The organism is Halobacteriovorax vibrionivorans, from assembly GCF_003346865.1.
Taxonomy (GTDB): domain Bacteria; phylum Bdellovibrionota; class Bacteriovoracia; order Bacteriovoracales; family Bacteriovoracaceae; genus Halobacteriovorax_A; species Halobacteriovorax_A vibrionivorans.
On the sequence record NZ_QDKL01000001.1, the window covers coordinates 1,077,475 to 1,099,946 of the forward strand.

Below are 22,472 nucleotides of genomic sequence, written 5' to 3' on the forward strand. Positions count from 1 at the left end.
TATGAAATCAGTTGAAGTACATAAAATTGTCCAAGGAATGAAGAATAGTCTTTTTAAAAGGGCCAATTCTTTTTCTATTGGAATGCTTAAGTCTCACTTTAGAGGCACGGGGCTTAAGTTTAAAGAACATCAAGTGTATGTTCATGGTGATGATGTACGTTTTATAGACTGGAAGATGGTGGCAAAAACGAATACACCATATATTAAGACATTTGAAGAAGAAAGAAATGTTGAAATAACAATATTATTAGATTGTAGTCCCGGAATGGTAATTGGTCATAATGGCGTCTCTAAAATACAGGCGGCTTTTGAAATTATCAGCCTTTTATACTTACTTTCAGAAAAAACACATGACTATATTGAAACAATAATTTGTTTAAACGATAAAGTTGTAAGAGTTCAAAAGAAAAGAGGAGAAGCAGGCCTCGTCGCATTTGTCGACAGCTTGAGAAAATCTAAAGTTATTGATGAAAATGGTGAAGTGAATACGGAATTTCTTGTGAATCAAAAAGAAAGAAATTTCGCAAAATTTGATAAAGAGCTAGTAAGAGAGTTTTATAAAAAAAGAGAGGTCGTTATACTAAGTGACTTCTATGAATTTCTTTCTCCTGAGACCTTAAAGAGGTTAACGGTTAGAAGGCACGTTCATGCCTTCAGGCTGTTAACTCCCTTAGATACTTCTGATGAGTTTAGATTTACTCTAGTTGGACGAATCGCAGGAAAGGGGAGTGGACGAGTTAATACTCGTTTTAAAGGGAAAAATGAAAAGTTAGATTATGATTTTCGTTTGAAAGATATTGATGTTAGTGATCGTTATTTAGATGTTTTTGTAAAGGAGATGCTATGAGATTTCTTTTACTTATTATTTCTATTCTGTCTCTGTCTACGTTTGCACTTGATACAAAGCTAACACTTGAGCTTATCAATAAAGAGAGTTCATGGGATGTTGGTGAAATAAAAGACTTTAAAATCATGCTACATCCAATTAGTGAAGTAAGTGATCAGGATATTAAAAAATCATTACTTTCTAGAAACTTTGTGGACATGATTAAAATCCTAAAAATAAAGAAGCAATTTATTTTAAAAGAAAATCCAGAGTATTATATTGTTGAAGCTAGAGGTGTGCTAATAAGCGAACCTAAGCCTAACTTTCCAAAGATTTGGGACTATCGCGGTATGGCAGTCGCTGTGGATTATTCTGCTATATCATTTTCTAATACTCCGGTTTCAAGACAGGACTTCTTTGTTTTTGATAAGAGTGTGCCTGGCCAGTTAAGTCCTTTAATGATTCTGTTAATTTCTATAACTGCAATCGTTGTTCTTATTTTAATCTTTATATTCTTTCGTAAGATTAAAACAAAGAATGCTCAAAAGAAGCATTGGCAGAATATTGTTGATGAATTTAAGAGGGTATCAGATCGTAAAGGTCACGAGTATATATACTCAAATCGTCATAAGTTTTATGAAATATTTTCTAATAAAGATGCTTATGTCGAATATTTAAACTTAACTAATAAAGTTCAGTATAAGAAGGATTGGGATCAGAGTGACTTAATAACATTAGAGGAGGCCCATCGTAAGGCCAAGGAGAATATTGTTGTTAGATAGTTACGTGTTTCAAAATAAATATTTATTTATTGCTGGTCTAGTAGGATTACTCTTTTGGATCTTAGACTTCTTCAGTGTCATGAGAAAAGGGGAGTTAATTCTACCTCCAAAATATCGTACACAAAATGTCTTCTCAATTATGCGAGGTATCTTGTTAGTTCTTGGTGTTATCTCTTGGCTTCTTATTAGCTTCGCTCTAATGGGGCCCAAAACCCCGATGGGTAAGAGTAATGTAAAAAAAGAAATTAATGACATCTATTTTGTTGTGGATGTTTCACGTTCGATGCTCGCAGAAGACTTTCCTCCAAATCGCTTGGAAGCAGCTAAGGAACAGATACGAAAGTTCGTTGAGCTCTCGCCAGTAGATCGTATTGGAATTATTATGTTTGGAGATAAGGTCTTTACTCTAATTCCTGTTACAACTGATTTAAAGCTTGTGGAACAATCAATAGAACAAATTAAAATTGGTTTTTTAGGTTCTGGTACAAATATTGGAGACGCTTTAGGTCTGGCACTTGCAAGATCTGAGACGAGTATAGCGGCGAATAAGTCAATTGTTCTTCTAACTGATGGTAGTGCTAATGCTGGTCTAATGTCACCTATGCAGGCCGCTGAAAAAGCAAAAGAGCTTGGAATTAAGATCTATACAATTGGTATTGGTGGTGATCCTAATGCCAAACTACCGGTTGGTAGAGATGCATATGGACGTAAACGTTATCAAAATATGCCAGGCCAAAGCATGGACTTTGAAACTCTTCGCAAGATTGCACAAGAGTCTGGTGGAAAAGACTTTGTGGCCTCAGACAATGACTCTCTTAATGAAGTTTTATCTGAAATTAATAAGCTTGAAAGGAAAGGCCTCGAAATTAAAGGACGAATAATCTATAAAGAGGACTACTATAAATATCTGATGGCCGGATTCTTCTTATTAGTTTTTGTTGAATCTATTCGACGTATTGGATATAGGGAAGTTGCGTAATGGAATTTGTTAATATTAAATTATTAGTGATTTCAGTTGTGGTTGTAGCAATTTTTTCATTGGTTTCACTACGAATTAGAAATAAGTTTTCTAAACTAGTGCAGTCTATTTGGTCATTAAAAATCAAGAAAAGACAAAAAGTTTCAATTATCTTCTATTTCTTATCATTTTTTATTTTTGCTTTTGCTGTAGGTGATCTTAGAGGTCCTGAAGAAGTCGTTGAATCTAATATACCAAATCAACGAACACTCATACTTATTGATAATTCTATGAGTATGCTTGTAGAGGATGTAAGGCCGAATCGAATTTCTAAGGCAGCTATTATTGCAAAACATTTTGTTAAGAATGCCTTTGGCCACCAAGTATCATTGAGTATATTCTCTGATATTCAAAGAAAAATTGTTCCATTTACTGATGATTTAGACATACTTGAGTCGCGTCTTGAAACAATGTTGTCGGCAGCACCAGATGGGGGCTCAAATGTTAGTTTAGCTCTAAAGGAAGCATTTCAATACTTTAAAACTTCTAATGGGTACACAAAGGGAAATATCCTCTTAATTACTGATGGCGAAGAACATGGAAGCATTGATGTTGAAATCCCTGAAGAAATTAGTCTTGGAATTGTAGGTGTCGGAACACCGGATGGTGGTAAGATTCCTGTTCGTGATAAGCGTGGAAACTTTAGACGATATAAAAAACATAACAATGTTGAAATCGTTTCAAAATTAAATAAAACTTTCTTTGAGGATTTAGTAGAGAAATCAAAGTATTCAAAAGTATGGTTTATCGAATCATACAGTTTACCAACTCAAGAGATATTGGACTTTTTTAAAAATGTACATTTAAATGCCTTTTCTAAAGGAAGTTTCAGATCTCGTCCTGTACTGGGGTATTGGATTATTATTAGCGCTATTATTTCATACGTTATCTTCGTGATACTAAGTCGCTTTAAAATGTTTAATGCAATGACAGCAATCTTCATATTTTTAATTGTTGTTGGCCCGAAAGATAAAGCGTTTGCAAATCAAGAAGATCTAGCAGCGCAACCGAATCCATATCAAGATGAGTTAGTTGAAAAAATGCGTAGAGGAGAGATTACTCATAACGAAAAGTTAAAGCTAGCAGAACTGTATTTAAAGCAGAAGAATGGTCAAGAGCAGTCTGTAGAAATTTATAGTGAAACATTAAGTAATTATGAGAATGAGAAGGATGAAGACCTTTTTAATTACGCTACAGCTCTACTCAAAAACAATCGACTCGAGGACTCTTTAAACTTATTTGATTATATAAGTACACGTACTCAAAACAATGATTTAAAAAAGAAAATTACTGAGCAAATTAAGTTGGCCTTGAAAAAACAAGAACAAAAGAAGAAGCAAGATAAGAAAAATAAGAAAGATAAAAAGAATAAGGATCAAAAAGATAAGAATAAGGATCAGAATAAAGACAATAACGGGAACTCTGAGCAGAAGAAAAAGCAGGGTCAAAATAAAGACGATAAAGGTCAAGAGAAGAAGAATAAGAAGTCTGGTCAAGGTAAAGAGGATCAAGAAAAAAAGCAGCAGAGTCAAAAGAAAGATTCTAAAAATGGTAATAAAAAAGAACAAAAAACTAAGCAGCAGCAATGGAAGCAGATTGAGAGTCAGGCAAAACGTAAAAAGAAGATGCGTAAGGCCAATGGTGTTTTTAAGCAAATTATGAATGATGACGCTCAGTTGCAACAGAAATTTATAGATACTTCATCTGAAGGTGATAATAATCGTAAGGACTGGTAATGATAAAATGGATTTTAATTTCACTTCTTGGTTTATCTACTTTTGCACAAACAATTACAGCAAAAGTAAATTCAAGTCAGGTAGCATTAGAAGATTCCTTCAAATTAACGATTTCTTTTGAAAGTCAAAGTAATGTTGAGCCATATGTAAGTTTTAAACTTAATAATGGAGAGATAATTTCTGATAACACTAATGATGCAAGCCGTATGATGGTTAAGGGGATTTTTGCTGGCGGTAAAATGATCCAGAAGAAGATCTATAATTATGTCTACGAAATAAGAGCGAGAAAGCCTGGTACTACTGTTGTAAAAGATATTGAAGTCGATTTAGGTGGAAGCGTTGTAAAGCATCGCTCTCTCTCTGTACGAATTTTAAGGCAAAGAGCGGCCCTACAAGATTATTTTGTTAGAGCGGAGGTTGATAAGTCACAAGCCTATGTTGGTGAGCGCATTGATTTAAATTACTATGTATATTTTAAGGGTGAGATTACAAACCCTGAATTTGTAAAATTCCCAGTACAAAAAGGATTTTTAAAGAGATTCGAATTACCTCGCACTAATGTAGAAAGAGTCAGTATACAAGGTGAAGTATATAAAAGGTTACTAGTCTATAAGTCAGTATTGTATCCAGAAAAAACAGGTGATCTTTCAATTGATCCAATTGAGTTAAGAATTCAATATCCTGATTATAAAAGTAGAAGAAGAAATGCTTTTGGAATGTCATTTTCTTTTTCAAGCGCAACTTATAAAACAAAGGTTATACGAAGTGATCGCGTTAAAATTAAATCGATCCCAATACCTACAGAAAATATGCCAAAATCATTTACTGGCCTTGTTGGACAACATCGCTTTGAACTGAGCTTTAATAAGTCTAAGGTTGTTGTAAATGATGTTTTAGAGGCGAGATTAAACGTTGTCGGTGACGGTGCGTTGGAGAAATTTGAAGCACCTCGTTTAATTAGCTCAGATGCTTTTGAAGTATTTGAGGCCCGTGCAGAAATGATTGAGAAAACACCTCTTGATAAGAATAAACGTTTTGATTACACATATCTTGCAAAATATTCCGAAGATATTCCAAAAAACTCATTGGAACTATCTATTTTTAATCCACTAACACATCAATTTGAAACGACGAAGTTAGAAATTGATGCTCTTTCTATTATTGGTTCGGGAACATCTTCTTCAAATATTTCTTCAAAAGAAGCTACAACTGTAGCCAAAGAAGCAAAAGAAAATATTAGAAGCACTGTCGAAAAGAATATTCAACAAAATGTTATGGCACCTGTCTTTAAACCATCACAAAAACGCAACATTTGGACAATTATAAATTATTCACTCGGAGCGATTGCTGTGTTTATACTTGCCTTAACCGCTTTTCCATATATTAGGTTATTTAAGAGAGATCCTCTTAATGATCTTAAGAAAAACTTTGTTTATTCTCAAATCTTTCACTATATCTGTACCTATTCAAATAATAAGTCAGGTGATAGTCTGGGAGATAAGATTGAGAACTCAAACTTAAGCAGTGAAGCTCGTACTTATTTTAGTAATTTAGTTGAGAATGCAAGTAAAAACGAATACAAGGGTGCAAAGCTTCCATTGAAGTTCGAAAAGAAATATTGGAACGAACTAATAAGAGAATCAAATGAAAGTAATTAAATCTTTGAATGAGTTAAATGAACTCGACTATGCTGTCACTATTGGTAATTTTGACGGTGTCCACTGTGGCCATCAGAAAGTTATAAGAAATATTAAGGACGAGTGCGAAAACTCCAACTTAAAATTAGTTGTTGTTACATTCACACCTCACCCAATTCAGATCCTAAATCCCAAGGAGCATTATTTAATCAATAGTTATTCAGAAAGGCGTGAGCTTTTATCTGAATTAGGAATTGATTATTTATTTGAAATTGAATTTAATCGAGATATTTCTCTAATGCCACCAAAGGACTTTTTAGATGAGTTTATTTTTAATGCAAAGGCCCCTGCTAAGTTTTATCTTGGACACGATTTTGCATTTGGTGCACAAAAAAAAGGGAATCATAGTTTTGTAAAAAAATACTGTGAAGATATTAATACAGAAGTGATTGTTTTATGCTCTTTTGATGTTGAGGGGGGGAAGGTCTCAAGTACAATCGTAAGAGAGGCCCTGGCTGATGGAGATGTTGAATCAGTTAGAAAGTATCTAAAGCGCGACTATTTTATAAGGGGACGTGTCATTAAAGGTGCTGGACGAGGTCGTCAAATCGGCATTCCTACAGCTAATCTTGATCTTGATAGATATCGTCGATATCCAAAAAACGGTGTCTATATAACAAAGACAAAATTTGGTGAGTCAACTTGGTATTCCGTTACTAATATTGGTCATAATCCAACTTTTACTGATGGTATGGGGGTCTTTGTCGAAACTCATATCCTTGACTTTGATAATGATATTTATGGTAACGAGATCGAGGTATCTTTTATTAAAAGGCTTCGCGATGAAAAGAAGTTTGATTCTGTTAACGACCTCATAGAGCAAATTAATTTAGATGTTGATAAAACAAGAGAATATTTCAATGATTAAACTCGCTCTCTTAGGAAAAAGTATTCATCATTCTAAATCCCCGGTCATTTATGCTGAACTTTTTAATAATGAAGTCGAATATACTCTTCTCGATATAGCAAAGCCTCAATCAATTCCTTCTCTTGATGAAATTTTTAAAGAGCAAATGGGATTATCTATTACTGCACCCTATAAGACTCATTTCATTAATGCTGTGAAAATGGACAATACCGTTAGAAAGATTGGCGGTATAAACTGCATAAAAAAAGAAGGAAGTCAGTATATTGCTACAAATACTGACTATTTAGCGGCAAAAGAAATCTTTTTAAGAGAAAACTATAATGAGAGAGAAGTTGTTGTTCTTGGAAGTGGAACAATGGCAAAGATGTTTAATGTTTTATTTGATGAATTAAATATAGATTATGTTCAGTACTCTAGAAAAGTTGATGGAAACTTGAATGATATCAATTTTGAACAAGAGTTTAACCTCGATAAATTGTTGATAATTAATTGTTGTGCACGAGCATTTCATTTTAATTTATCATTATCAAAAAATACTATTTTCTGGGATATGAATTATAAACATTCATTCCATGAGTCTTCCCTGACAAATAAACTCACTTATATTGATGGAAGTGAACTTCTTTACCTACAGGCAGTGGCCGCAAAAAAATTTTGGAACTTTACGTTATAATATAAACAAATAGTTAATAATTATTTGTTTGTAAGTAGTTAATTTTCAAAGAAATTTATACTGGGTAAAGTAAAGTGATAAGAAAAGAATTCCTCGAAGTTATTGCAAAAACTGGAATGGTTCCAAGAAAAGACTTGGTTCCTCTTTCAGCAAATAAGAATCCTGGCGTTGTTTCTGAGTTAGATTTATTAAAGTTTAACTTCTTTGATGATGTGAAGTTTGCAAAGGCCGTTGCAGAAAATAGTGGCCTTACATATGTTGACCTTTCAGAAACGAAGGTTCCGGACTCAACTCTTCAAATGATTAAGAAGGGTGTTGCAACAAAGTATAGAATTGTTCCTTTAAAAAGACAGGCCGGCTCTCTTGTTGTTGCTATTTTTGATCCTTCTTTAATAGAAGTTAGAGCAGAAATACAAAAAGATATTCAATCCAATGTTGAATTTGTCCTTACTTCATTATCAGCATGGAAAGCTCTTTACCAAAATATTACTGCATCAATTGATGAAATTCTTGAAACAGTTAGAGAAGTTAGGGCCGATCAAGCTCAAGGTGATGAGAATGTTAAAGAAGAAGATATTGGTGAAGATGTAATTTCATTTGTTAATAAGATCTTAGCAGAGGCATATCTTAAAAAGGTTTCAGATATTCACGTAGAGCCTTATGAGAATAATTTTAGAATTAGATTCCGTCTTGATGGTTCTTTAATTGAATACGCACAGCCTCCAAAGTCGATGCTTATGCCACTGGTTTCAAGAATGAAAATTCTAAGTCAGTTAGATATTTCTGAAAGAAGAATTCCTCAAGATGGACGTATTAAATTAGAGATCGATGGGAACCCAATCGATTATCGTGTTTCAACGCTTCCAACTTTATTTGGAGAGAAAGTTGTAATGCGACTTCTGGATCAATCAAACCTTCAGCTTGATATGACAAAACTCGGATTTGAGCCAAAGCAATTAGAAGTTTTTCTTGAGGGGATTAGACAGCCATATGGGATGTGTTTAGTAACTGGGCCAACTGGTTCAGGTAAGACAACAACTCTTTATTCGGCACTATCAGAACTTAATAGTATTGAGAAAAATATTTCAACAGCTGAAGATCCTTGTGAGTTTAACTTAGAGGGGATTAATCAGGTTAACGTTCGAAAAGATATCGGTTTAGACTTTGCTAGAGCTCTTAAGGCCTTCCTTAGACAAGATCCTGACATTATCATGGTTGGGGAGATTCGAGATGAAGAGGTTGGTGAGATTGCTATTGAAGCAGCACTAACTGGGCACATGGTTCTTTCTACTCTACACACAAACGATGCACCATCTACTGTTACAAGACTTTTAAATATGGGACTTGAGCCTTTTCTTATTACAGGCTCATTAAATGTGGTTGTCGCCCAAAGACTTTGTCGAAAAATTTGTGAAAATTGTAAAGCTGTTGATGAATCAGTCGGCGTTGAAGAAATTATAGCCTGTGGTGTTACCCCGAACTCTGCAAAGAATTTAAAAGTCTACAAAGGTAAAGGCTGTGAGTTCTGTGATGGAAGTGGATATAAGGGGCGTGTCGCAATATATGAAGTCTTAGAAATGACTCCTGGTGCACGTGAGCTAGTTTTAAAAAACTGTTCATCTGATGACTTAAAAAAACAGGCGATTGCTGACGGTATGAAAACACTTCGAATGTCGGCTCTCACTAAAGTTGCTGAGGGTGTTACGACATTAGAAGAGGCAGTTAAAAACTCAAGTATCGATAAATTATAGTAGGAACTACAGGAACCAAAAGATGAGTAAGGATAGTACACAAACAAAGACTCAAACAGAAACACATGCAGGTGGTGCTGCCATTACAGAATCGTTAAAGATTCAGCAACTATTTAAGTTAATGGTCGATAACGGTGGCTCTGATTTACACCTTACACCGGGAACGGCTCCTGCAATGAGAGTAAATGGCGACATCGTTAGGGTAAAGCTTCCGGCGCTCGATGCCTCGACAAGTAAAGCTTTGATCTATCAAATCTTATCAGAAGAGCAAAGAAACGAATTTGAAAAGAACTTAGAACTCGACTTGGCCTTTGGGATTAAAGGATTAGCTCGATTTCGTGCGAATATATTTTATTCTAAAGGTGGTGTAGCGGCCGTTTTTAGGTTAATTCCAAGTGCTGTACCAGATTTTAAAGCACTTAATCTTCCAAATGTTTTAATGGAGATGACAGATGTAACTAATGGTCTTTTCCTCGTTACTGGTCCAACTGGCTCCGGGAAGTCAACAACACTTGCGGCACTGATTAATCGTCTCAATGAAATTGAGCCTGCACATATTGTTACACTTGAGGATCCTGTTGAATTTGTTCACCCACATAAAATGAGTATTGTGAACCAAAGAGAAATTGGTCGAGATACACATTCATTTGAAAATGCATTAAAGGGTTTATTAAGACAAGATCCGGATATTGTGCTCGTTGGTGAGATGCGTGATGTTGAAACAATTGAAGCGGCTTTAACAATTGCAGAAACTGGTCACTTAGTTTTTGGTACTCTTCACACAAACTCATGTGTTCAAACAATGAATCGTCTTGTTAACGTTTTCCCATCTGATCAACAAGATCAGGTTCGAACTCTTTTATCTTTTGTTCTCCAAGGGATTGTTTCTCAGCAGCTGATTCCAAAAACATATGAGCCAGGTCGAGTGGCCTGCCTTGAAATCTTAAGACCAACTTCTGCCATTAGAAATCTAATTAGAGAAGATAAGATGCACCAAATTTATTCTCAGATGCAAATTGGACAGGATAAAACGGGAATGACAACCATGAACCAGGCCATAAAGAAGCATGTCGATTCAGGTGCCATTGATGTTGAAACAGCAATGTCTTATTCAACAAACCCAGAAGAGCTAGGTCCACAACTTGGTATTAAGGAGAGATAGAGTAAGTTATGCCACTATATAAATGGGAAGGACTCGATAAAAATGGAAAGAAAGCTAATGGTCAAATTCAGGCCAATAGTGAGAAAGATGCAAAGAAGCGTTTGCGCGCTCAAGGTAATCGTGTCCGTAAAATTATTCCACCATCAATTCTTGAATTTGATATCAATGCTTGGCTAATCGAAAAGGGAATAGGCTCGGCCTTTGGTGCAGCAGAATTAATGAATTTCACTAAGCGTTTATCAATTATGATTAATGCAGGTGTACCGATAATTTTATCATTAGAAATTATCTACAAATCTGAAAAAAATCCCGCTCTTAAAAATGCTATTAAAAATATTGCAACGGATGTTGCTGAAGGTAATACTCTTGCTGAAAGTATGCGTAAGCAGCAAGGCTTTGATAATCTCTACTGTAACCTCGTTAAGGCAGGTGAAGTTGGTGGTATCTTAGATGAAATCTTATCAAAGCTAACTGAACATTTAGAAAAACAAGAGAAGATTAAAAAGCAGATTAAATCTGCTATGAGTTATCCATTAATTGTTTCTGGCATCGGTGCTCTCGTTGTTTGGGGTCTTATCACTTATGTTGTTCCTCAATTTACTTCGATGCTAACAGATACTGGTCAGGCCCTTCCCTGGATTACTCAATTTGTCATCGACACCTCTGATTTCTTCGGAGAATATTCTGGAAAAATGATTTTATTTGGAATTGCTGCTTCAATGTTTTTAACTTACTTTGTAAAGACACCACAAGGAAAGATTCTATTTGATAAGTTCTCTATGAATGTTCCAGCTTTTGGAAATGTAATTATAAAAGGAAGTCTTGCTCAGTTTTCAAGAACGCTTGCAACTCTACTTGGTTCTGGTGTGGCCCTTATTGATGCCTTAGAGATTTGTATTGAAACGATTGATAATAGTGTTATCTCAAATGATATCAAAACAGTACGAAAGAAGGTTGTTGAAGGAAAGACGTTAACTGAACCTTTAAGTAAGATTGACTACTTTCCAGAAATGGTTGCTCAAATGATTAAAGTTGGTGAATCGACAGGTTCAATTGATCAAATGTTAGCAAAAATTTCTGATGTTTTTGAGGACGAGGTTAATGAGGCCATCACTGGTGCAACAAAGATGCTAGAGCCATTAGTGCTTGTTGTATTAGGTGGGATTATTGGTGGAATTATGATCGCAATCTACTTACCAATGTTTATGTCAGCAGGAGCTTAGTAAAAGACAAGAATTGTGGGCAAATTAGTTAATATTTATTGGTATGTTAACTATTTAAGTTGTTGATATTATATAAAATTAAGATTTTTTTTAGTTATACCGTAAAGTTATAGTGAGGGAATAATGGGTCTAAATCCCACTTAGGAACTCAATAAACATTATTAATCTATCTAAATTAGATTAACGAGGAGAACAGAAATGAAATTTACACAGGAATTAAAAAACTCGAAGGGGTTTACCCTGGTTGAGTTGATGGTCGTTGTTGCCATCATCGGAATTCTATCTGCGGTAGCAATTCCAAACTTTAAGAAGTACCAAGCAAAAACAAAAACTTCGGAAGCTAAGCTTCAGCTAGCTTCTATTTATTCTGCAATGGCATCACTTCAAACAGATTACGATTCATTTGGATCATGCCTAGGGGATGCTGGTTATATTTCTCCAAATGGTGAATGGGATTCAACTGCACCAAGTTCTGGAAATAATTATTACTCAATTGGATTTAATACTGCATACGGTACACCGAATGATATCGTTGAAGCCAATGGTGGTGTTTGTCAGGACATTGAGTTTGGTGCCCCTGCATTTAAAACTGTTGGTGGTAAGAAAACTACGGTTTCTGAGCTTAATCAAGTATCTTTTACAGCAGGTGATCTTGCTGACGGAAGTGGTCTTACTTCACCAGGTGTTAACGATCAAGGTGGTTACTTTGTAGCTGGTGCGATTGGGTATATCGATTCAGATAGCACAACTGCTATTGGTGATGCTGACATGTGGGCAATTGATCAAGATAAGCAGTTAAAGATGATCAATCGTGGTTACTAAAAGAATAGAATATTAAAATATGAAAGCCAGCTTATTGCTGGCTTTTTTTTATTCTTTTAATTTTTTGCTTAATTGCTTTTCTCTCTTTTGGATCCTTTGTCGAATCAAGTTTTTCATAGAGAACACTTAAGTATGTTCCCCTTGAAGAAACTCTTTCTTGTGCCTGCTTAATTAAGGTGGGTAATATTCTAAAATGATATTCCTTTGGTAGTAATTTAATACGTTGATAATATTTTAACGATTTATCAAAGTTTCGAATTTGAAAATGATAATTAAAAGCAGCATTATAGAGTAATTGAAAGTCTTTGGGATAGTAAGACAGACCCTTATCGAAAATCTCAGCGGCGCTATATATGTCGTCTTTTATAATTGATAAATATACTCCACCATGTAAGTAATTTTCGTAAAAAGTAGGATCTAAATCTGAAATTAATTTGAAGCGATAATACAGCCATGACTTTTCACCTTGACTGATATGCTCAGTGTCAGCATCTAATAGTGTTTTGGCCCAAATGAATCCTGAAATGAATCGATAATTCCCAAAGGAAATAATTTTAACAAAGTCTGAGTTAAGAGTAGAGTATATCTCCGGATTTATAGGCTTATTATATGAGATGAATTTATTTGTTAAAATAAGTGCTATAATTGAAATACTAATTTTACAAATGTTGAGTAAAGATGTTTTCTTCATTGTTAGAGATGATTATACTATGAATATTAAATTAATAAAGGGTGCTTATGCTTACTTGTAAAGATATTTCTAAATCCTTTAAGAAAGATTTTTGGTCGAAAAACTTTGTTGCAATAAGAGATGTAAGTTTTTCGCTAGAGCCAGGAAGGATCGTCGGATTCCTTGGTGCAAATGGTGCAGGTAAAACAACCCTTATCAAAATAATCCTAGGATTTATTAAGCCAGATACTGGAAGTGTTGAGGTTTTAGGGATCGACTGGAATGATGAAAGCATAAGGAAGTTGATAGGTTATATGCCAGAGAGACCTTTTTATTATCAAAATTTAACTGGCTATGAGTTTCTTGACTATTGTGGAAAGCTTCAAGGGGTATCAGAAGAGAAAATTAAAGAAAATACTAAGAAGTGGGCAAGTAAACTTGAAATAGAATTTGCGCTAGATCGTAAAATTAAGGGGTACTCTAAAGGAATGTTACAACGTTTAGGTTTTGTTTCTGCTCTAATTCATGAACCAAGACTAATTATTTTAGATGAGCCTTTATCTGGATTAGACCCTATCGGTCGTAAGGAGTTTAAAGAAGTTATAAGAGATGTTAACGCACATGGCGTTGGGGTGTTTTTTTCATCCCATATTGTCTCTGATGTCCAAGAAGTTTGTGATGATGTTGTTGTACTTGAAAATGGTGAAATTATTTACAATGGAAGTATTCAAGATCTAATAGAAAAGAATACTGACAGCATTTATAATTTAACATACCGTCTCGAAGGACAAATTCACAATATCGAAATAGAAACAAATTCTAAAGAATCTAGATTGAAGAGTATTTTAGAAAAAGGTGGCGAGGTTATAAAGTTAGAGAAAAACTTATCGTCACTTGAAGAAATTGTATATCGGTTAAACAAATGAAGAATATATTAACAATCGCAAAATTTACTTTCAAAGATGTTATACAAAGTCGTGTCCTCTATATTACAGCATGGATAAGTCTGTTGATTTTGGTTCTCAATTATGTGACATCAGAATTCTCATATGGAAACGTTCTTAGAGTATCAATTGATTTTGGACTAGGAGGAGCGGCATTCGCTTCAAATATACTGGCCGTGTTCATAGGAGTTAATGTTCTATCTCAGGAAATTGAATCACGTACTATTTATATAGCTCTTTCAAGACCAATATCGCGTATACAGTTTTTACTGGGGAAGATTTTAGGTGTCACAAGTGTTCTTTCTCTGAGTACTTTAATTATATTCGGTATATCGACAATCGTTTATTTATCTCGAGGGGGTACGATAAGTTCTATTATTCTTAATGCACTTGTATTGGGGGTTATAGAATCTGTTTTACTGTTTTTAATCGTGTTATTTTTTAGTTTGATTACTAGTCGAGCATTAAGTGTAATTAATACAATCGTAATATACTTTATTGGCCATGCAGTGACTCACATATCCGAATTAACATTTGTTAAAAATAGGGAAGGTTTATTATATATCATAAATGCTTATAAAACCTTTTTACCTGATTTGAATCTTTTAAATCTAAAGCCATTTGTATTTAATAGTGATTTAATCTCTACGGAGCAGGTTATTTATAGTTATTCATATGGGTTTTCATATATTTTAATTCTTTCATTTATAAATGCGATAATATTCAAAAACAAAGAGTTAACTTAATGATTCTCTTGTATAAAGTTTATGCTTTTATTTTTGGTGCAATGGTTGGAAGTTTCCTTAATGTGCTTATTTTAAGATTGCCTAAAGGTGAGAAATTCTTCGTTGATCGCTCAAGATGTCCAAAATGTGGATTTCAGTTAAAGTGGTATCATAATATTCCAATCATAAGCTATATTTTACTGAGAGGTAAGTGTGCAAGATGTAAATCAAGGATAAGTTTACAGTATCCAGTAATAGAATTATTAACAGCTGTGATATCTTTATTACTATTTGGAAATGAGATCTCACTCCATACAATTACATCCTATCTATTCTTTTTTACTATAGCTTGTTGCCTGCTAGTACATTTTGTAATTGATATCAGACATCAGATTTTACCTGATTCAATCAATATCTACTTGGGTGTAATTTTCTTTATACATGCCATATTTTTCTTTCCAATTCAGCATTGGCTTCTTGGAGGAATAATAGGTTTTGCAATACCTTACTTAATTACTTTTGTATTTTACAAGTTAAGAGGTGTTGTTGGCCTTGGAGGTGGTGATATCAAGCTATTTGGGGTATTAGGAATTTATCTAGGTCCTTTGGGAATCATTCACAATATGTTATTTGCCTGTGTTTTTGGAAGTGTACTAATGCTACCTCTTTTAATCTTTAAAATTATTAAAAGAGATCAAGCGATTGCTTTTGGCCCATTTATAATTCTTGTTGCAGTGATACAAATATTTCTTCCAAATATTTTTAAAATGATGCTAGGGGTCGTACTCTTTTAAATAACTTCTTGAAATGACTGGACTGTGCAGAGTATAATAAAATAATACTTTTATAGGTCATGGATGAATAAAAATATAGAGATACAGGATGTTATATTCAAAATACGCGAGGCGGTCGGTTTAGTTCCAAAGGAATTAATAGGTGTCGATATTGGTCAAAGTTCAGTTAAGGTAAGTAAAATTACGACAAAGAACGATACTTATACCTTAACTAAATACGCATCAGTCCCTCTTCCTGAAGCAACGATTATTGAAGATGAAATTCAAGATGAAGAAGCACTAAAAGATGCTTTAAGTGAAGCATTTGCAGAAGCAAAGATCACTGAGCCATATATCTGTCTCGGCCTATCTGGTCCAAATACAGTTATTAAAAAACTTCAGCTTGCCGGGGGCGAGGATGAAGAGCTAGAGGATCAAGTTACATGGGAAGCAGAACAGTATCTTCCTTTTCCTGTCGAAGATTGTAATATTGATTGGTATGTAATCGGTGAGAATATGGGTGGTGGTTTAGACGTAATTGTCTGTGCCATTAAAAAAGATGTACTTGAATCATTTCGTTCTATCTTAACCTCTTTAGGTAAAGTTGTTAAAGTTGTTGATTTATGTCCGCTTGCAATTACTAATATTTTTGAACTAGCAGGTGAAGAAGCAGCAGAAAACGATAATGAACCTGAGGATGATGGATCTGAAGTCTTTGAAGGGACGTCTGCAGGTACGTCAACTAAAATTTTAATTCCCTCGAGACTTCTTATCGATATCGGCTCACAGGCGACCATCTTCACTGTTTTAAAAAAAGGTGTACCGGTCTTTGTAAAGGAGATTATTCTTGGTGGAGCTAGTATCACTGAGGAGATTCAGAGACAGTTAGGTGTAAAATTTGCTGAAGCGGAAGACTTGAAAAAGATGTCTGCCGGTGGCGGTGTCCCTGATGATGTCTTAATGATTATTAATGAAATTAATACATCGATTGTAAATGAGCTAAAGAAGGCACATGATTTCTATATAAATGCTACATCAGATGATTCCCTAAGGGATATTACGGTTACCGGTGGTTCTGTAAGACTTCCAAACTTGTTAGAGGAAATAAGAACTTCTTTTGGCGTTGATGTAAATGTATTAAATCCTTTCAATGAAATTGAGTTTGACGAAAGCAAGTTCTCTGATGAAGAGTTAACTGATATGGCACATGAAGGTGTTGTTGCGTTTGGTTTAGCGATAAGGGAGTTTCCTAGATGATAGAAATTAACTTATTGGAAAAAAAGAAGCCTCTTGAATTACCTGTTGTTTTAGGAATTGATCTTAATCAAGTTAATAAGAAATCGCTGGTTATCGGCTATGTAATTTATTTTATCTTAACTAGTTATGTTATTCCTAGTTTTGATGATGAAAATAAAGATGTTAGAGATCAAATACAACAAGCAAGGTCACAATATAATAAAGTTAAACAAGAAGTAGATTCTTATGGTTCTCTTAATGAAGTAATGAATGCATTTTCTAAAAGGATTGAGGAGTTGAAGTCGAGAGAAGACCTTGTTGCAAAAGTAATGTCAAAAAAATCTAACCCATACAAGGTTCTAAGAGGACTTTCGAGTTCATTAAATGATGATATTTGGTTTAATCAGCTTTCAATTGACAAGGATAGAGTGATTAAGATTGAAGGCGAATCTATATCCTTTTCTTCTGTTGGTGACTTTGTCAATAATGTTAAAGAGTTAGAATACTTTATTTCTAGAGGTAATTTCACTGGTGAAACATTTGGGATGAAAGAGTTAAAAGAAACTCAAGATGAATTATATGGAGAAAAAGTTACTCTTCAAAGTTTTGTGATTGAAGGAAAGATTCAATCATATGGAGATCTTAATTAATGCTGTCTCTTGTTAATAAACTCTATTTGCTCTTTATTGTGTATGGGTGTTTCCTTACATACGAAGCTTATAATGAGCTTCAGTTGGAGCGTGAATCATTACAAAGCCAAGTAGGTACTTTTAAGACTCGATTGAATAAGAAGAAAAAGGAACTTAAGAAGTTAAAAGAATATGAAAAAGATGTTGAAAGGAAAAAAGAAGAAATTGAAATCGTTGCACAAAAACTAGAGGAAACTCAGAAAAAACTTCCAAAAGAAGTTAGTGACAATGAAAGTATAAACTTACTGAAAAAGCTTGCAGAATCTTTAAAGATCAAAGAATCACAAATAACACCCAGTGGACAAGAGGAAAATGGTTTTTATATAACTAAGTTTTATACATTTTCTGGTAAGGGAACTTATTTACAATTTTTAATTTTCTTAGAGAACATTTCAAAGCAAGAAAGAATTCTTAATGTTAGAGATATAAATTTGAGTAAGATCTCTAAGACAAATAAATCACGATATGAAATTATAAATTTATCAGCAACAATAGAAAGCTACGTCTACAATGCTGCTCACAGAGAAAATCGAGGAATCGAAGAGATTGAAAGAGAGATCCAAGAAAAATCCAAGAAAAAGAAAGTGACACCTAGAAAAAGGAAGAAGAAATGATTAAGAAAAGTTTGATTTTCTTTATTTTAATTTTTGTCTTGTCACCAGTTGTGAAGAGTCAGTCAATCGACCTCAATACAGCAAAAAACATTCGTGATCCTTTCAAAATTAAATACAGAAAAAAAATGGGACACAAAAGAACGAGAAGAGAAAAGTTCACGGGTTTCTCAAATAAACTATCCATTGATAATTTACGTATAGATAGGCTAAGGGTTACTGGAATATTTATGGGGAAAAACCCTCGTGCTGTCGTATCTGAAGTAGAGCAGGGGACTGGAAGCGCTGGGAATAGTAATGGAGACTCTGTAATAATCAGAGAGGGGATGAAAATTGGGCCAGATCAAGTTGAAGTTAAGGCCATTCTTCCTGGTGGGGTAGTATTAGTTGAGAAAATTATTAATGTATATGATGAAGAAGAATATTTAGAAACAATACTACCACTATCTGATTGATAAAACTTTTCTAAAATCAGATTTATGATAAGATAAATGTATAACTATTTTACTTAGGATGAGTAAAAATGAAAAAGATAATATATACAATTCTATTTTTGTTTTCGTTTAGTACATTAAGTGCAAACTTAGATAAAATCGATTTTCAACAAAAGAACGATCTTAGTTACTTAAATTTCAATTTTGATAATAGTGACTTTAAGATTAAGAAGTTCAAAATAGTAAAAGATAAACAAGTTGTCATTGATATTGAAAATGCTAAAGCAACTGACCGTGTGCTGAGAGCATTCGATACTTCAGAGTTTTCTGGTAGTGTAGTTTTTGTTTCTGCCTTTAAGCAGCCAGGTAATAAAAACCGAATCAGAGTAATTGTGCAGCTTAGGGATAATGTTAGATCTAAAACTCAAACGTCAGGTGAAACTGCAAGCATCATTTTTGAAAATCGATACGGTGCGTTCGCAAGTACTCCAAGTGATTCCGATGAGATTGCCAGTGTAGAAGAAGTTGAGACAAAAGAATCAGCAAAAGTTTTAAAGCCTAAGTCTACTAGTCTAGAAGATATTCTAGAAAACCTGACTCTTTCTGGTCAAAAGAAATATGTAGGAAATAAAATCACTCTAAATGTAAAAGATATGCAAGTGAATGATATATTAGACCTAATAGCGGATGCATCAGGTTTTAATATAATAATGACCAACGAAGTGGCAGAGCTAAAGCCTCTATCTTTAAACTTAGTAAATGTTCCTTGGGATCAGGCTCTTGATACAGTACTTTCAATTAATAAGTTAGTGGCAGAAAAAAATGGAGCTATTTTAACAATTAAGACTTTAGTACAGGCGACTGACGAAAGGAGAAAGGAAAGAGATGCAAATCAAATCAAGGCCGTTGCAGAACCATTAGTTACTAAAATTTTACCAATATCTTATTCTAAAGCAAAAGATCTAACAACGCTTCTTAAAGATTATGTAACTCAGAATAGAGGGACTTTAATTGCTGATGATAGAACAAATAATTTAATTGTCACTGACACATTAGAAGCAGTTGAGAAGATTGCGAAAATTGTAAATATATTAGATCGTCAAACACCACAAGTTTTGATTGAATCTAAAATTGTAGAAGTTAACGAAGGTTACCAAAAGCAAATCGGTCTCCAGAATGGTCTAAACTTTGGCTATGACCCTGTAGGGCAAATTCCACCAACAACAGAGTTGACAGGAACACCTAGTAATACAGCTATTTCTGGACCCGGGCTAAGTTTTTCTAGTGCACCTGTAGCAGGTGAAAATGCTAGAAGTCTTCTTGGATTGAGTATTTCTAGATTTGGAAGATTATTCAATTTAGATTTTCAATTACAGCTTTTAGAAAGTGAGTCAAAAGGTAAGATTATTGCATCACCTAGAGTTGTAGCAAAAAATAATATTAAAGCAGAAATCATTTCAACAGACACAACATCTTTTGAAGAAAGAACAGGTGCTGGAGAAGATTTATCAATTACATTTAAAGAAACACAAGCAGAACTAAGTCTTGCTGTTACTCCTCAAGTTTCAAACGATGGTGCGATCGACCTCACTGTTGAGTTATCGAAAGAGCAGTTTGGTACAGCTCCAACAGCAGGTGCTCCGCCTGATAAAACTAAACGAGAAGTAAAAACAAATGTACTCGTTGAAAATGGATCAACAATTGTACTAGGTGGTTTATATAGTTATTCAAAACTAGAAACACATTCAGGGGTACCTTATTTAAAAGATATGCCAATTGTAGGTTGGCTATTTAGAACTCCTTATAATCCACAGGTTTCTAAAACAGAGCTTGTTATATTCATGACTCCTCGTATTATAAATCAAGAACGAGCGGGACTTGCAAGTAGTTTATAAATGAAAAACTATAAAACTCTTATAACAAAATATAAAACACAATTAGATAAAGACCCTCGTTCGAGGGCCTTTGCTCCTCTTGCTGAAATCTATCGAAAAGTTGGAATGACTGATGAAGCATTACGAATTTTAAAAAGAGGAATTTCTTTTCATCCTAATTTCGGTGCAGCGATCATTATTTATGGTCAAATCCTACTTGAAGAAAATGAACTTGAAGAAGCTTATACAACACTAAAGCCTCAGTTGAATCTTAATGGTGACAACTTAAAGTTCTTAAAAACTTTTGCACAAGTTTGTTTTCGTAGAAATTTCATTCTTGAAGCTTTAAATACCTATAAGCGCGTTTTATTTATCTCTCCAAGAGATGAGGAAGCTAGTGAATTTGTTTCAAAATATGACAACTTTGATAGTCTAGAAGAAGAGGATCTTACTCAGCAGACTTTTGATATTTCCAATCTCGATAATGAAATCGAAAGCTGGAATACTTTAAGTCTTGTACCTAAAGAAGAACCAGAAGTTGAAGAAGTTATTGAGGAAGTACAAGAAACAAATACTCCTCAATTCTTTAGCCACACTTTAGTTGATCTGTACTTGAAGCAAGGTGCAAAACAAAAAGCAATTGAAGTCTTAAGTTCAGCACTGCAAGAAAATCCAGATGACCAAAAAATCAAGATGCGACTTGATGAGCTTCAGCATGAAAACGATGCTAGCACTGGCCATGATAGTTTAATGGCCGCTTTTGAAGCAAGTGCGAAAAAATTAGAAAGTAAGCCAAAGCAAGAGTTAGATAAACTCACAATGGCCTTTGATCTTTTTGATTCATATATCAAAAAAAGAAGTAGTGAAGTATTAAATGGATAAGTTTTTAGTAATAAATGGACCTAATCTGAACCTTCTCGGATCTAGAGAACCTGATATATATGGTAAGTATAGTCTTTTAGAAATTGAAGACTTAACTAATAAGAGACTTGAAAATGCTGGCCACAAGGTTGATGTCGAATGGTTTCAGAGTAATGGTGAAAAAGAGATTATTGAAAAAATCCAAGCAGCATCAAATGCTTCATACAAAGCAGTAATCATTAATCCAGCTGCTTTTTCTCATACAAGTATCGCAATCTTGGACGCGCTGCGTGTTCTCTCGTGCCCGGTTGTTGAAGTACATTTGTCTAATACTAATCAACGAGAGGAGTTTAGAAGTAATAAAATTACTGCAAAATCCTCAACAGCTGTGATAGAAGGTTTAAAAGAAAAAGGTTATTTTCTCGCTATTTTATCTCAACTAATTTAAAGGGTTTTTATGGAGTATCAAACTACTGATTTTAGAAAAGGTTTAAAAATGGAAATCGACGGCAAACCATATGTTTGCATCAAGTGTGATTTCACAAATCCAGGTAAAGGTTCAGCTTTTTACAAGTTAAGAATTAAGAATCTTGAAACTGGTGCAGTAATTGAGAGAACTTTTAAATCAGGTGTTGCTACTGGAGCACTAAAGCCAGATCTAGATGAAAAAGAAGTAGAATATCTTTATGCAGATCCAGATGGATTCAATTTCATGGATCAATCTACATATGAAACGATTCATGTAGCTAGTGAATATATCGATGATTCAGCAAATTATTTACAAGAAGGTATTAAAGTAGGACTACTTTATTATAAAGGTAAGCCTATTTCTGTTGAATTACCGAATTTTGTTGAATTAAAAGTTACAGAAACAGACCCTGGTCTTAAAGGTGATACAGCTCAAGGTGGACTTAAAAAGGCCGTTATGGAAACAGGTCTTCAAGTAAATGTTCCTCTGTTTATCAAAGAAGGAGAGATCCTAAAAATTGATACGAGAAGCGGAGATTACGTGGAAAGAGTAAACAAATAATTTTCTTATAAAGGGCCATAAAAATGGCCCTTTTTTCTTAGATTTCCCCCCATTTTTAAAAGGTAAA

The 22,472-nt window shown here is 34.1% G+C and carries 23 protein-coding genes; 22 read left to right on the forward strand and 1 reads right to left on the reverse strand.

Annotation, left to right across the window (positions count from 1 at the left end; all coding sequences use genetic code 11):
• Position 1: 1 nt before the first annotated feature.
• From DAY19_RS05275 to DAY19_RS15485, 11 genes are all read left to right on the forward strand, one after another.
• Entirely contained in the window at positions 2-847 is an 846-nt protein-coding gene (locus DAY19_RS05275) for a DUF58 domain-containing protein (protein ID WP_114706123.1), read from the forward strand.
• Entirely contained in the window at positions 844-1,608 is a 765-nt protein-coding gene (locus tag DAY19_RS05280; protein ID WP_114706124.1) for a hypothetical protein, read from the forward strand. The genes DAY19_RS05275 and DAY19_RS05280 overlap by 4 nt, the downstream gene beginning before the upstream one ends.
• Positions 1,598-2,587 (forward strand): VWA domain-containing protein, encoded by a 990-nt coding sequence (locus DAY19_RS05285; protein ID WP_114706125.1) that lies wholly within the window; start codon positions 1,598-1,600, stop codon positions 2,585-2,587. The genes DAY19_RS05280 and DAY19_RS05285 overlap by 11 nt, the downstream gene beginning before the upstream one ends.
• A complete protein-coding gene (locus DAY19_RS05290) occupies positions 2,587-4,362 on the forward strand; it encodes a VWA domain-containing protein (RefSeq protein ID WP_114706126.1) in 1,776 nt (591 codons plus the stop codon). Before DAY19_RS05285 ends, DAY19_RS05290 begins: the two co-directional genes overlap by 1 nt.
• Positions 4,362-6,020, forward strand: coding sequence for a BatD family protein (locus DAY19_RS05295; protein WP_114706127.1), 1,659 nt, complete (start codon positions 4,362-4,364; stop codon positions 6,018-6,020). Before DAY19_RS05290 ends, DAY19_RS05295 begins: the two co-directional genes overlap by 1 nt.
• Positions 6,007-6,927 (forward strand): bifunctional riboflavin kinase/FAD synthetase, encoded by a 921-nt coding sequence (locus tag DAY19_RS05300; RefSeq protein WP_114706128.1) that lies wholly within the window; start codon positions 6,007-6,009, stop codon positions 6,925-6,927. Before DAY19_RS05295 ends, DAY19_RS05300 begins: the two co-directional genes overlap by 14 nt.
• Positions 6,920-7,600: a hypothetical protein gene (locus DAY19_RS05305; protein WP_158536800.1), complete on the forward strand. Its 681-nt coding sequence runs from the start codon at positions 6,920-6,922 to the stop codon at positions 7,598-7,600. Before DAY19_RS05300 ends, DAY19_RS05305 begins: the two co-directional genes overlap by 8 nt.
• A gap of 74 nt (positions 7,601-7,674) precedes the next feature.
• The gene (locus DAY19_RS05310) at positions 7,675-9,351 is read left to right on the forward strand and encodes a GspE/PulE family protein (protein WP_199506614.1); all 1,677 of its coding nucleotides are present in this window, start codon (positions 7,675-7,677) and stop codon (positions 9,349-9,351) included.
• Positions 9,352-9,373: 22 nt separating this feature from the next.
• A complete protein-coding gene (locus tag DAY19_RS05315) occupies positions 9,374-10,513 on the forward strand; it encodes a type IV pilus twitching motility protein PilT (protein ID WP_114706130.1) in 1,140 nt (379 codons plus the stop codon).
• Between the two features lie 8 nt (positions 10,514-10,521).
• Positions 10,522-11,736, forward strand: a complete 1,215-nt coding sequence (locus DAY19_RS05320) for a type II secretion system F family protein (protein ID WP_114706131.1) — start codon at positions 10,522-10,524, stop codon at positions 11,734-11,736.
• Between the two features lie 198 nt (positions 11,737-11,934).
• Positions 11,935-12,558 (forward strand): type IV pilin protein, encoded by a 624-nt coding sequence (locus DAY19_RS15485; protein ID WP_114706132.1) that lies wholly within the window; start codon positions 11,935-11,937, stop codon positions 12,556-12,558.
• A gap of 31 nt (positions 12,559-12,589) precedes the next feature.
• Here the strand turns inward: DAY19_RS15485 and DAY19_RS05330 are convergent, their stop codons facing one another.
• The gene (locus DAY19_RS05330) at positions 12,590-13,249 is read right to left on the reverse strand and encodes a tetratricopeptide repeat protein (RefSeq protein ID WP_114706133.1); all 660 of its coding nucleotides are present in this window, start codon (positions 13,247-13,249) and stop codon (positions 12,590-12,592) included.
• Between the two features lie 47 nt (positions 13,250-13,296).
• Here DAY19_RS05330 and DAY19_RS05335 point away from each other — a divergent pair, with 47 nt between their 5' ends.
• The 11 genes from DAY19_RS05335 (at position 13,297) to efp (ending at position 22,405) form a co-directional block, all read left to right on the forward strand.
• Positions 13,297-14,154 carry an ABC transporter ATP-binding protein gene (locus DAY19_RS05335; protein WP_114706134.1) on the forward strand — a complete coding sequence of 286 codons (858 nt, stop codon included), beginning with the start codon at positions 13,297-13,299 and terminating at the stop codon, positions 14,152-14,154.
• Positions 14,151-14,918, forward strand: a complete 768-nt coding sequence (locus DAY19_RS05340) for an ABC transporter permease (protein WP_114706135.1) — start codon at positions 14,151-14,153, stop codon at positions 14,916-14,918. Before DAY19_RS05335 ends, DAY19_RS05340 begins: the two co-directional genes overlap by 4 nt.
• Positions 14,918-15,691, forward strand: coding sequence for a prepilin peptidase (locus DAY19_RS05345; protein ID WP_114706136.1), 774 nt, complete (start codon positions 14,918-14,920; stop codon positions 15,689-15,691). Before DAY19_RS05340 ends, DAY19_RS05345 begins: the two co-directional genes overlap by 1 nt.
• 63 nt (positions 15,692-15,754) lie before the next feature.
• Complete coding sequence (gene pilM / locus DAY19_RS05350; RefSeq protein WP_114706137.1) at positions 15,755-16,927, forward strand: type IV pilus assembly protein PilM; 1,173 nt, start codon at positions 15,755-15,757, stop codon at positions 16,925-16,927.
• Entirely contained in the window at positions 16,924-17,556 is a 633-nt protein-coding gene (locus tag DAY19_RS05355) for a PilN domain-containing protein (protein WP_114706138.1), read from the forward strand. The genes pilM and DAY19_RS05355 overlap by 4 nt, the downstream gene beginning before the upstream one ends.
• Entirely contained in the window at positions 17,556-18,209 is a 654-nt protein-coding gene (gene pilO / locus DAY19_RS05360) for a type 4a pilus biogenesis protein PilO (protein ID WP_114706139.1), read from the forward strand. Before DAY19_RS05355 ends, pilO begins: the two co-directional genes overlap by 1 nt.
• A complete protein-coding gene (locus tag DAY19_RS05365; protein WP_114706140.1) occupies positions 18,206-18,661 on the forward strand; it encodes a hypothetical protein in 456 nt (151 codons plus the stop codon). Before pilO ends, DAY19_RS05365 begins: the two co-directional genes overlap by 4 nt.
• 68 nt (positions 18,662-18,729) lie before the next feature.
• Positions 18,730-20,535, forward strand: coding sequence for a type IV pilus secretin PilQ (gene pilQ / locus DAY19_RS05370; protein WP_114706141.1), 1,806 nt, complete (start codon positions 18,730-18,732; stop codon positions 20,533-20,535).
• On the forward strand, positions 20,536-21,396 hold the full coding sequence (locus tag DAY19_RS05375) for a tetratricopeptide repeat protein (protein WP_114706142.1): 861 nt from the start codon (positions 20,536-20,538) through the stop codon (positions 21,394-21,396).
• A complete protein-coding gene (locus DAY19_RS05380) occupies positions 21,389-21,823 on the forward strand; it encodes a type II 3-dehydroquinate dehydratase (RefSeq protein ID WP_114706143.1) in 435 nt (144 codons plus the stop codon). Before DAY19_RS05375 ends, DAY19_RS05380 begins: the two co-directional genes overlap by 8 nt.
• Positions 21,824-21,832: 9 nt before the next feature.
• Complete coding sequence (efp, locus tag DAY19_RS05385) at positions 21,833-22,405, forward strand: elongation factor P (RefSeq protein WP_114706144.1); 573 nt, start codon at positions 21,833-21,835, stop codon at positions 22,403-22,405.
• Positions 22,406-22,472 lie beyond the last annotated feature (67 nt).

Bases quoted from the DNA above. Each gene is read 5' to 3' on its own strand.
- DAY19_RS05275 (WP_114706123.1), top strand. From the start codon at position 2: ATGAAATCAGTTGAAGTACATAAAATTGTCCAAGGAATGAAGAATAGT.
- DAY19_RS05330 (WP_114706133.1), bottom strand. From the start codon at position 13,249: ATGAAGAAAACATCTTTACTCAACATTTGTAAAATTAGTATTTCAATT.
- DAY19_RS05375 (WP_114706142.1), top strand. From the start codon at position 20,536: ATGAAAAACTATAAAACTCTTATAACAAAATATAAAACACAATTAGAT.
- DAY19_RS05315 (WP_114706130.1), top strand. From the start codon at position 9,374: ATGAGTAAGGATAGTACACAAACAAAGACTCAAACAGAAACACATGCA.
- DAY19_RS05305 (WP_158536800.1), top strand. From the start codon at position 6,920: ATGATTAAACTCGCTCTCTTAGGAAAAAGTATTCATCATTCTAAATCC.
- DAY19_RS15485 (WP_114706132.1), top strand. From the start codon at position 11,935: ATGAAATTTACACAGGAATTAAAAAACTCGAAGGGGTTTACCCTGGTT.
- DAY19_RS05365 (WP_114706140.1), top strand. From the start codon at position 18,206: ATGATTAAGAAAAGTTTGATTTTCTTTATTTTAATTTTTGTCTTGTCA.
- DAY19_RS05300 (WP_114706128.1), top strand. From the start codon at position 6,007: ATGAAAGTAATTAAATCTTTGAATGAGTTAAATGAACTCGACTATGCT.
- DAY19_RS05355 (WP_114706138.1), top strand. From the start codon at position 16,924: ATGATAGAAATTAACTTATTGGAAAAAAAGAAGCCTCTTGAATTACCT.
- DAY19_RS05345 (WP_114706136.1), top strand. From the start codon at position 14,918: ATGATTCTCTTGTATAAAGTTTATGCTTTTATTTTTGGTGCAATGGTT.
- pilQ (WP_114706141.1), top strand. From the start codon at position 18,730: ATGAAAAAGATAATATATACAATTCTATTTTTGTTTTCGTTTAGTACA.
- DAY19_RS05340 (WP_114706135.1), top strand. From the start codon at position 14,151: ATGAAGAATATATTAACAATCGCAAAATTTACTTTCAAAGATGTTATA.
- pilM (WP_114706137.1), top strand. From the start codon at position 15,755: ATGAATAAAAATATAGAGATACAGGATGTTATATTCAAAATACGCGAG.
- pilO (WP_114706139.1), top strand. From the start codon at position 17,556: ATGCTGTCTCTTGTTAATAAACTCTATTTGCTCTTTATTGTGTATGGG.
- efp (WP_114706144.1), top strand. From the start codon at position 21,833: ATGGAGTATCAAACTACTGATTTTAGAAAAGGTTTAAAAATGGAAATC.
- DAY19_RS05335 (WP_114706134.1), top strand. From the start codon at position 13,297: ATGCTTACTTGTAAAGATATTTCTAAATCCTTTAAGAAAGATTTTTGG.
- DAY19_RS05295 (WP_114706127.1), top strand. From the start codon at position 4,362: ATGATAAAATGGATTTTAATTTCACTTCTTGGTTTATCTACTTTTGCA.
- DAY19_RS05290 (WP_114706126.1), top strand. From the start codon at position 2,587: ATGGAATTTGTTAATATTAAATTATTAGTGATTTCAGTTGTGGTTGTA.
- DAY19_RS05320 (WP_114706131.1), top strand. From the start codon at position 10,522: ATGCCACTATATAAATGGGAAGGACTCGATAAAAATGGAAAGAAAGCT.
- DAY19_RS05280 (WP_114706124.1), top strand. From the start codon at position 844: ATGAGATTTCTTTTACTTATTATTTCTATTCTGTCTCTGTCTACGTTT.
- DAY19_RS05380 (WP_114706143.1), top strand. From the start codon at position 21,389: ATGGATAAGTTTTTAGTAATAAATGGACCTAATCTGAACCTTCTCGGA.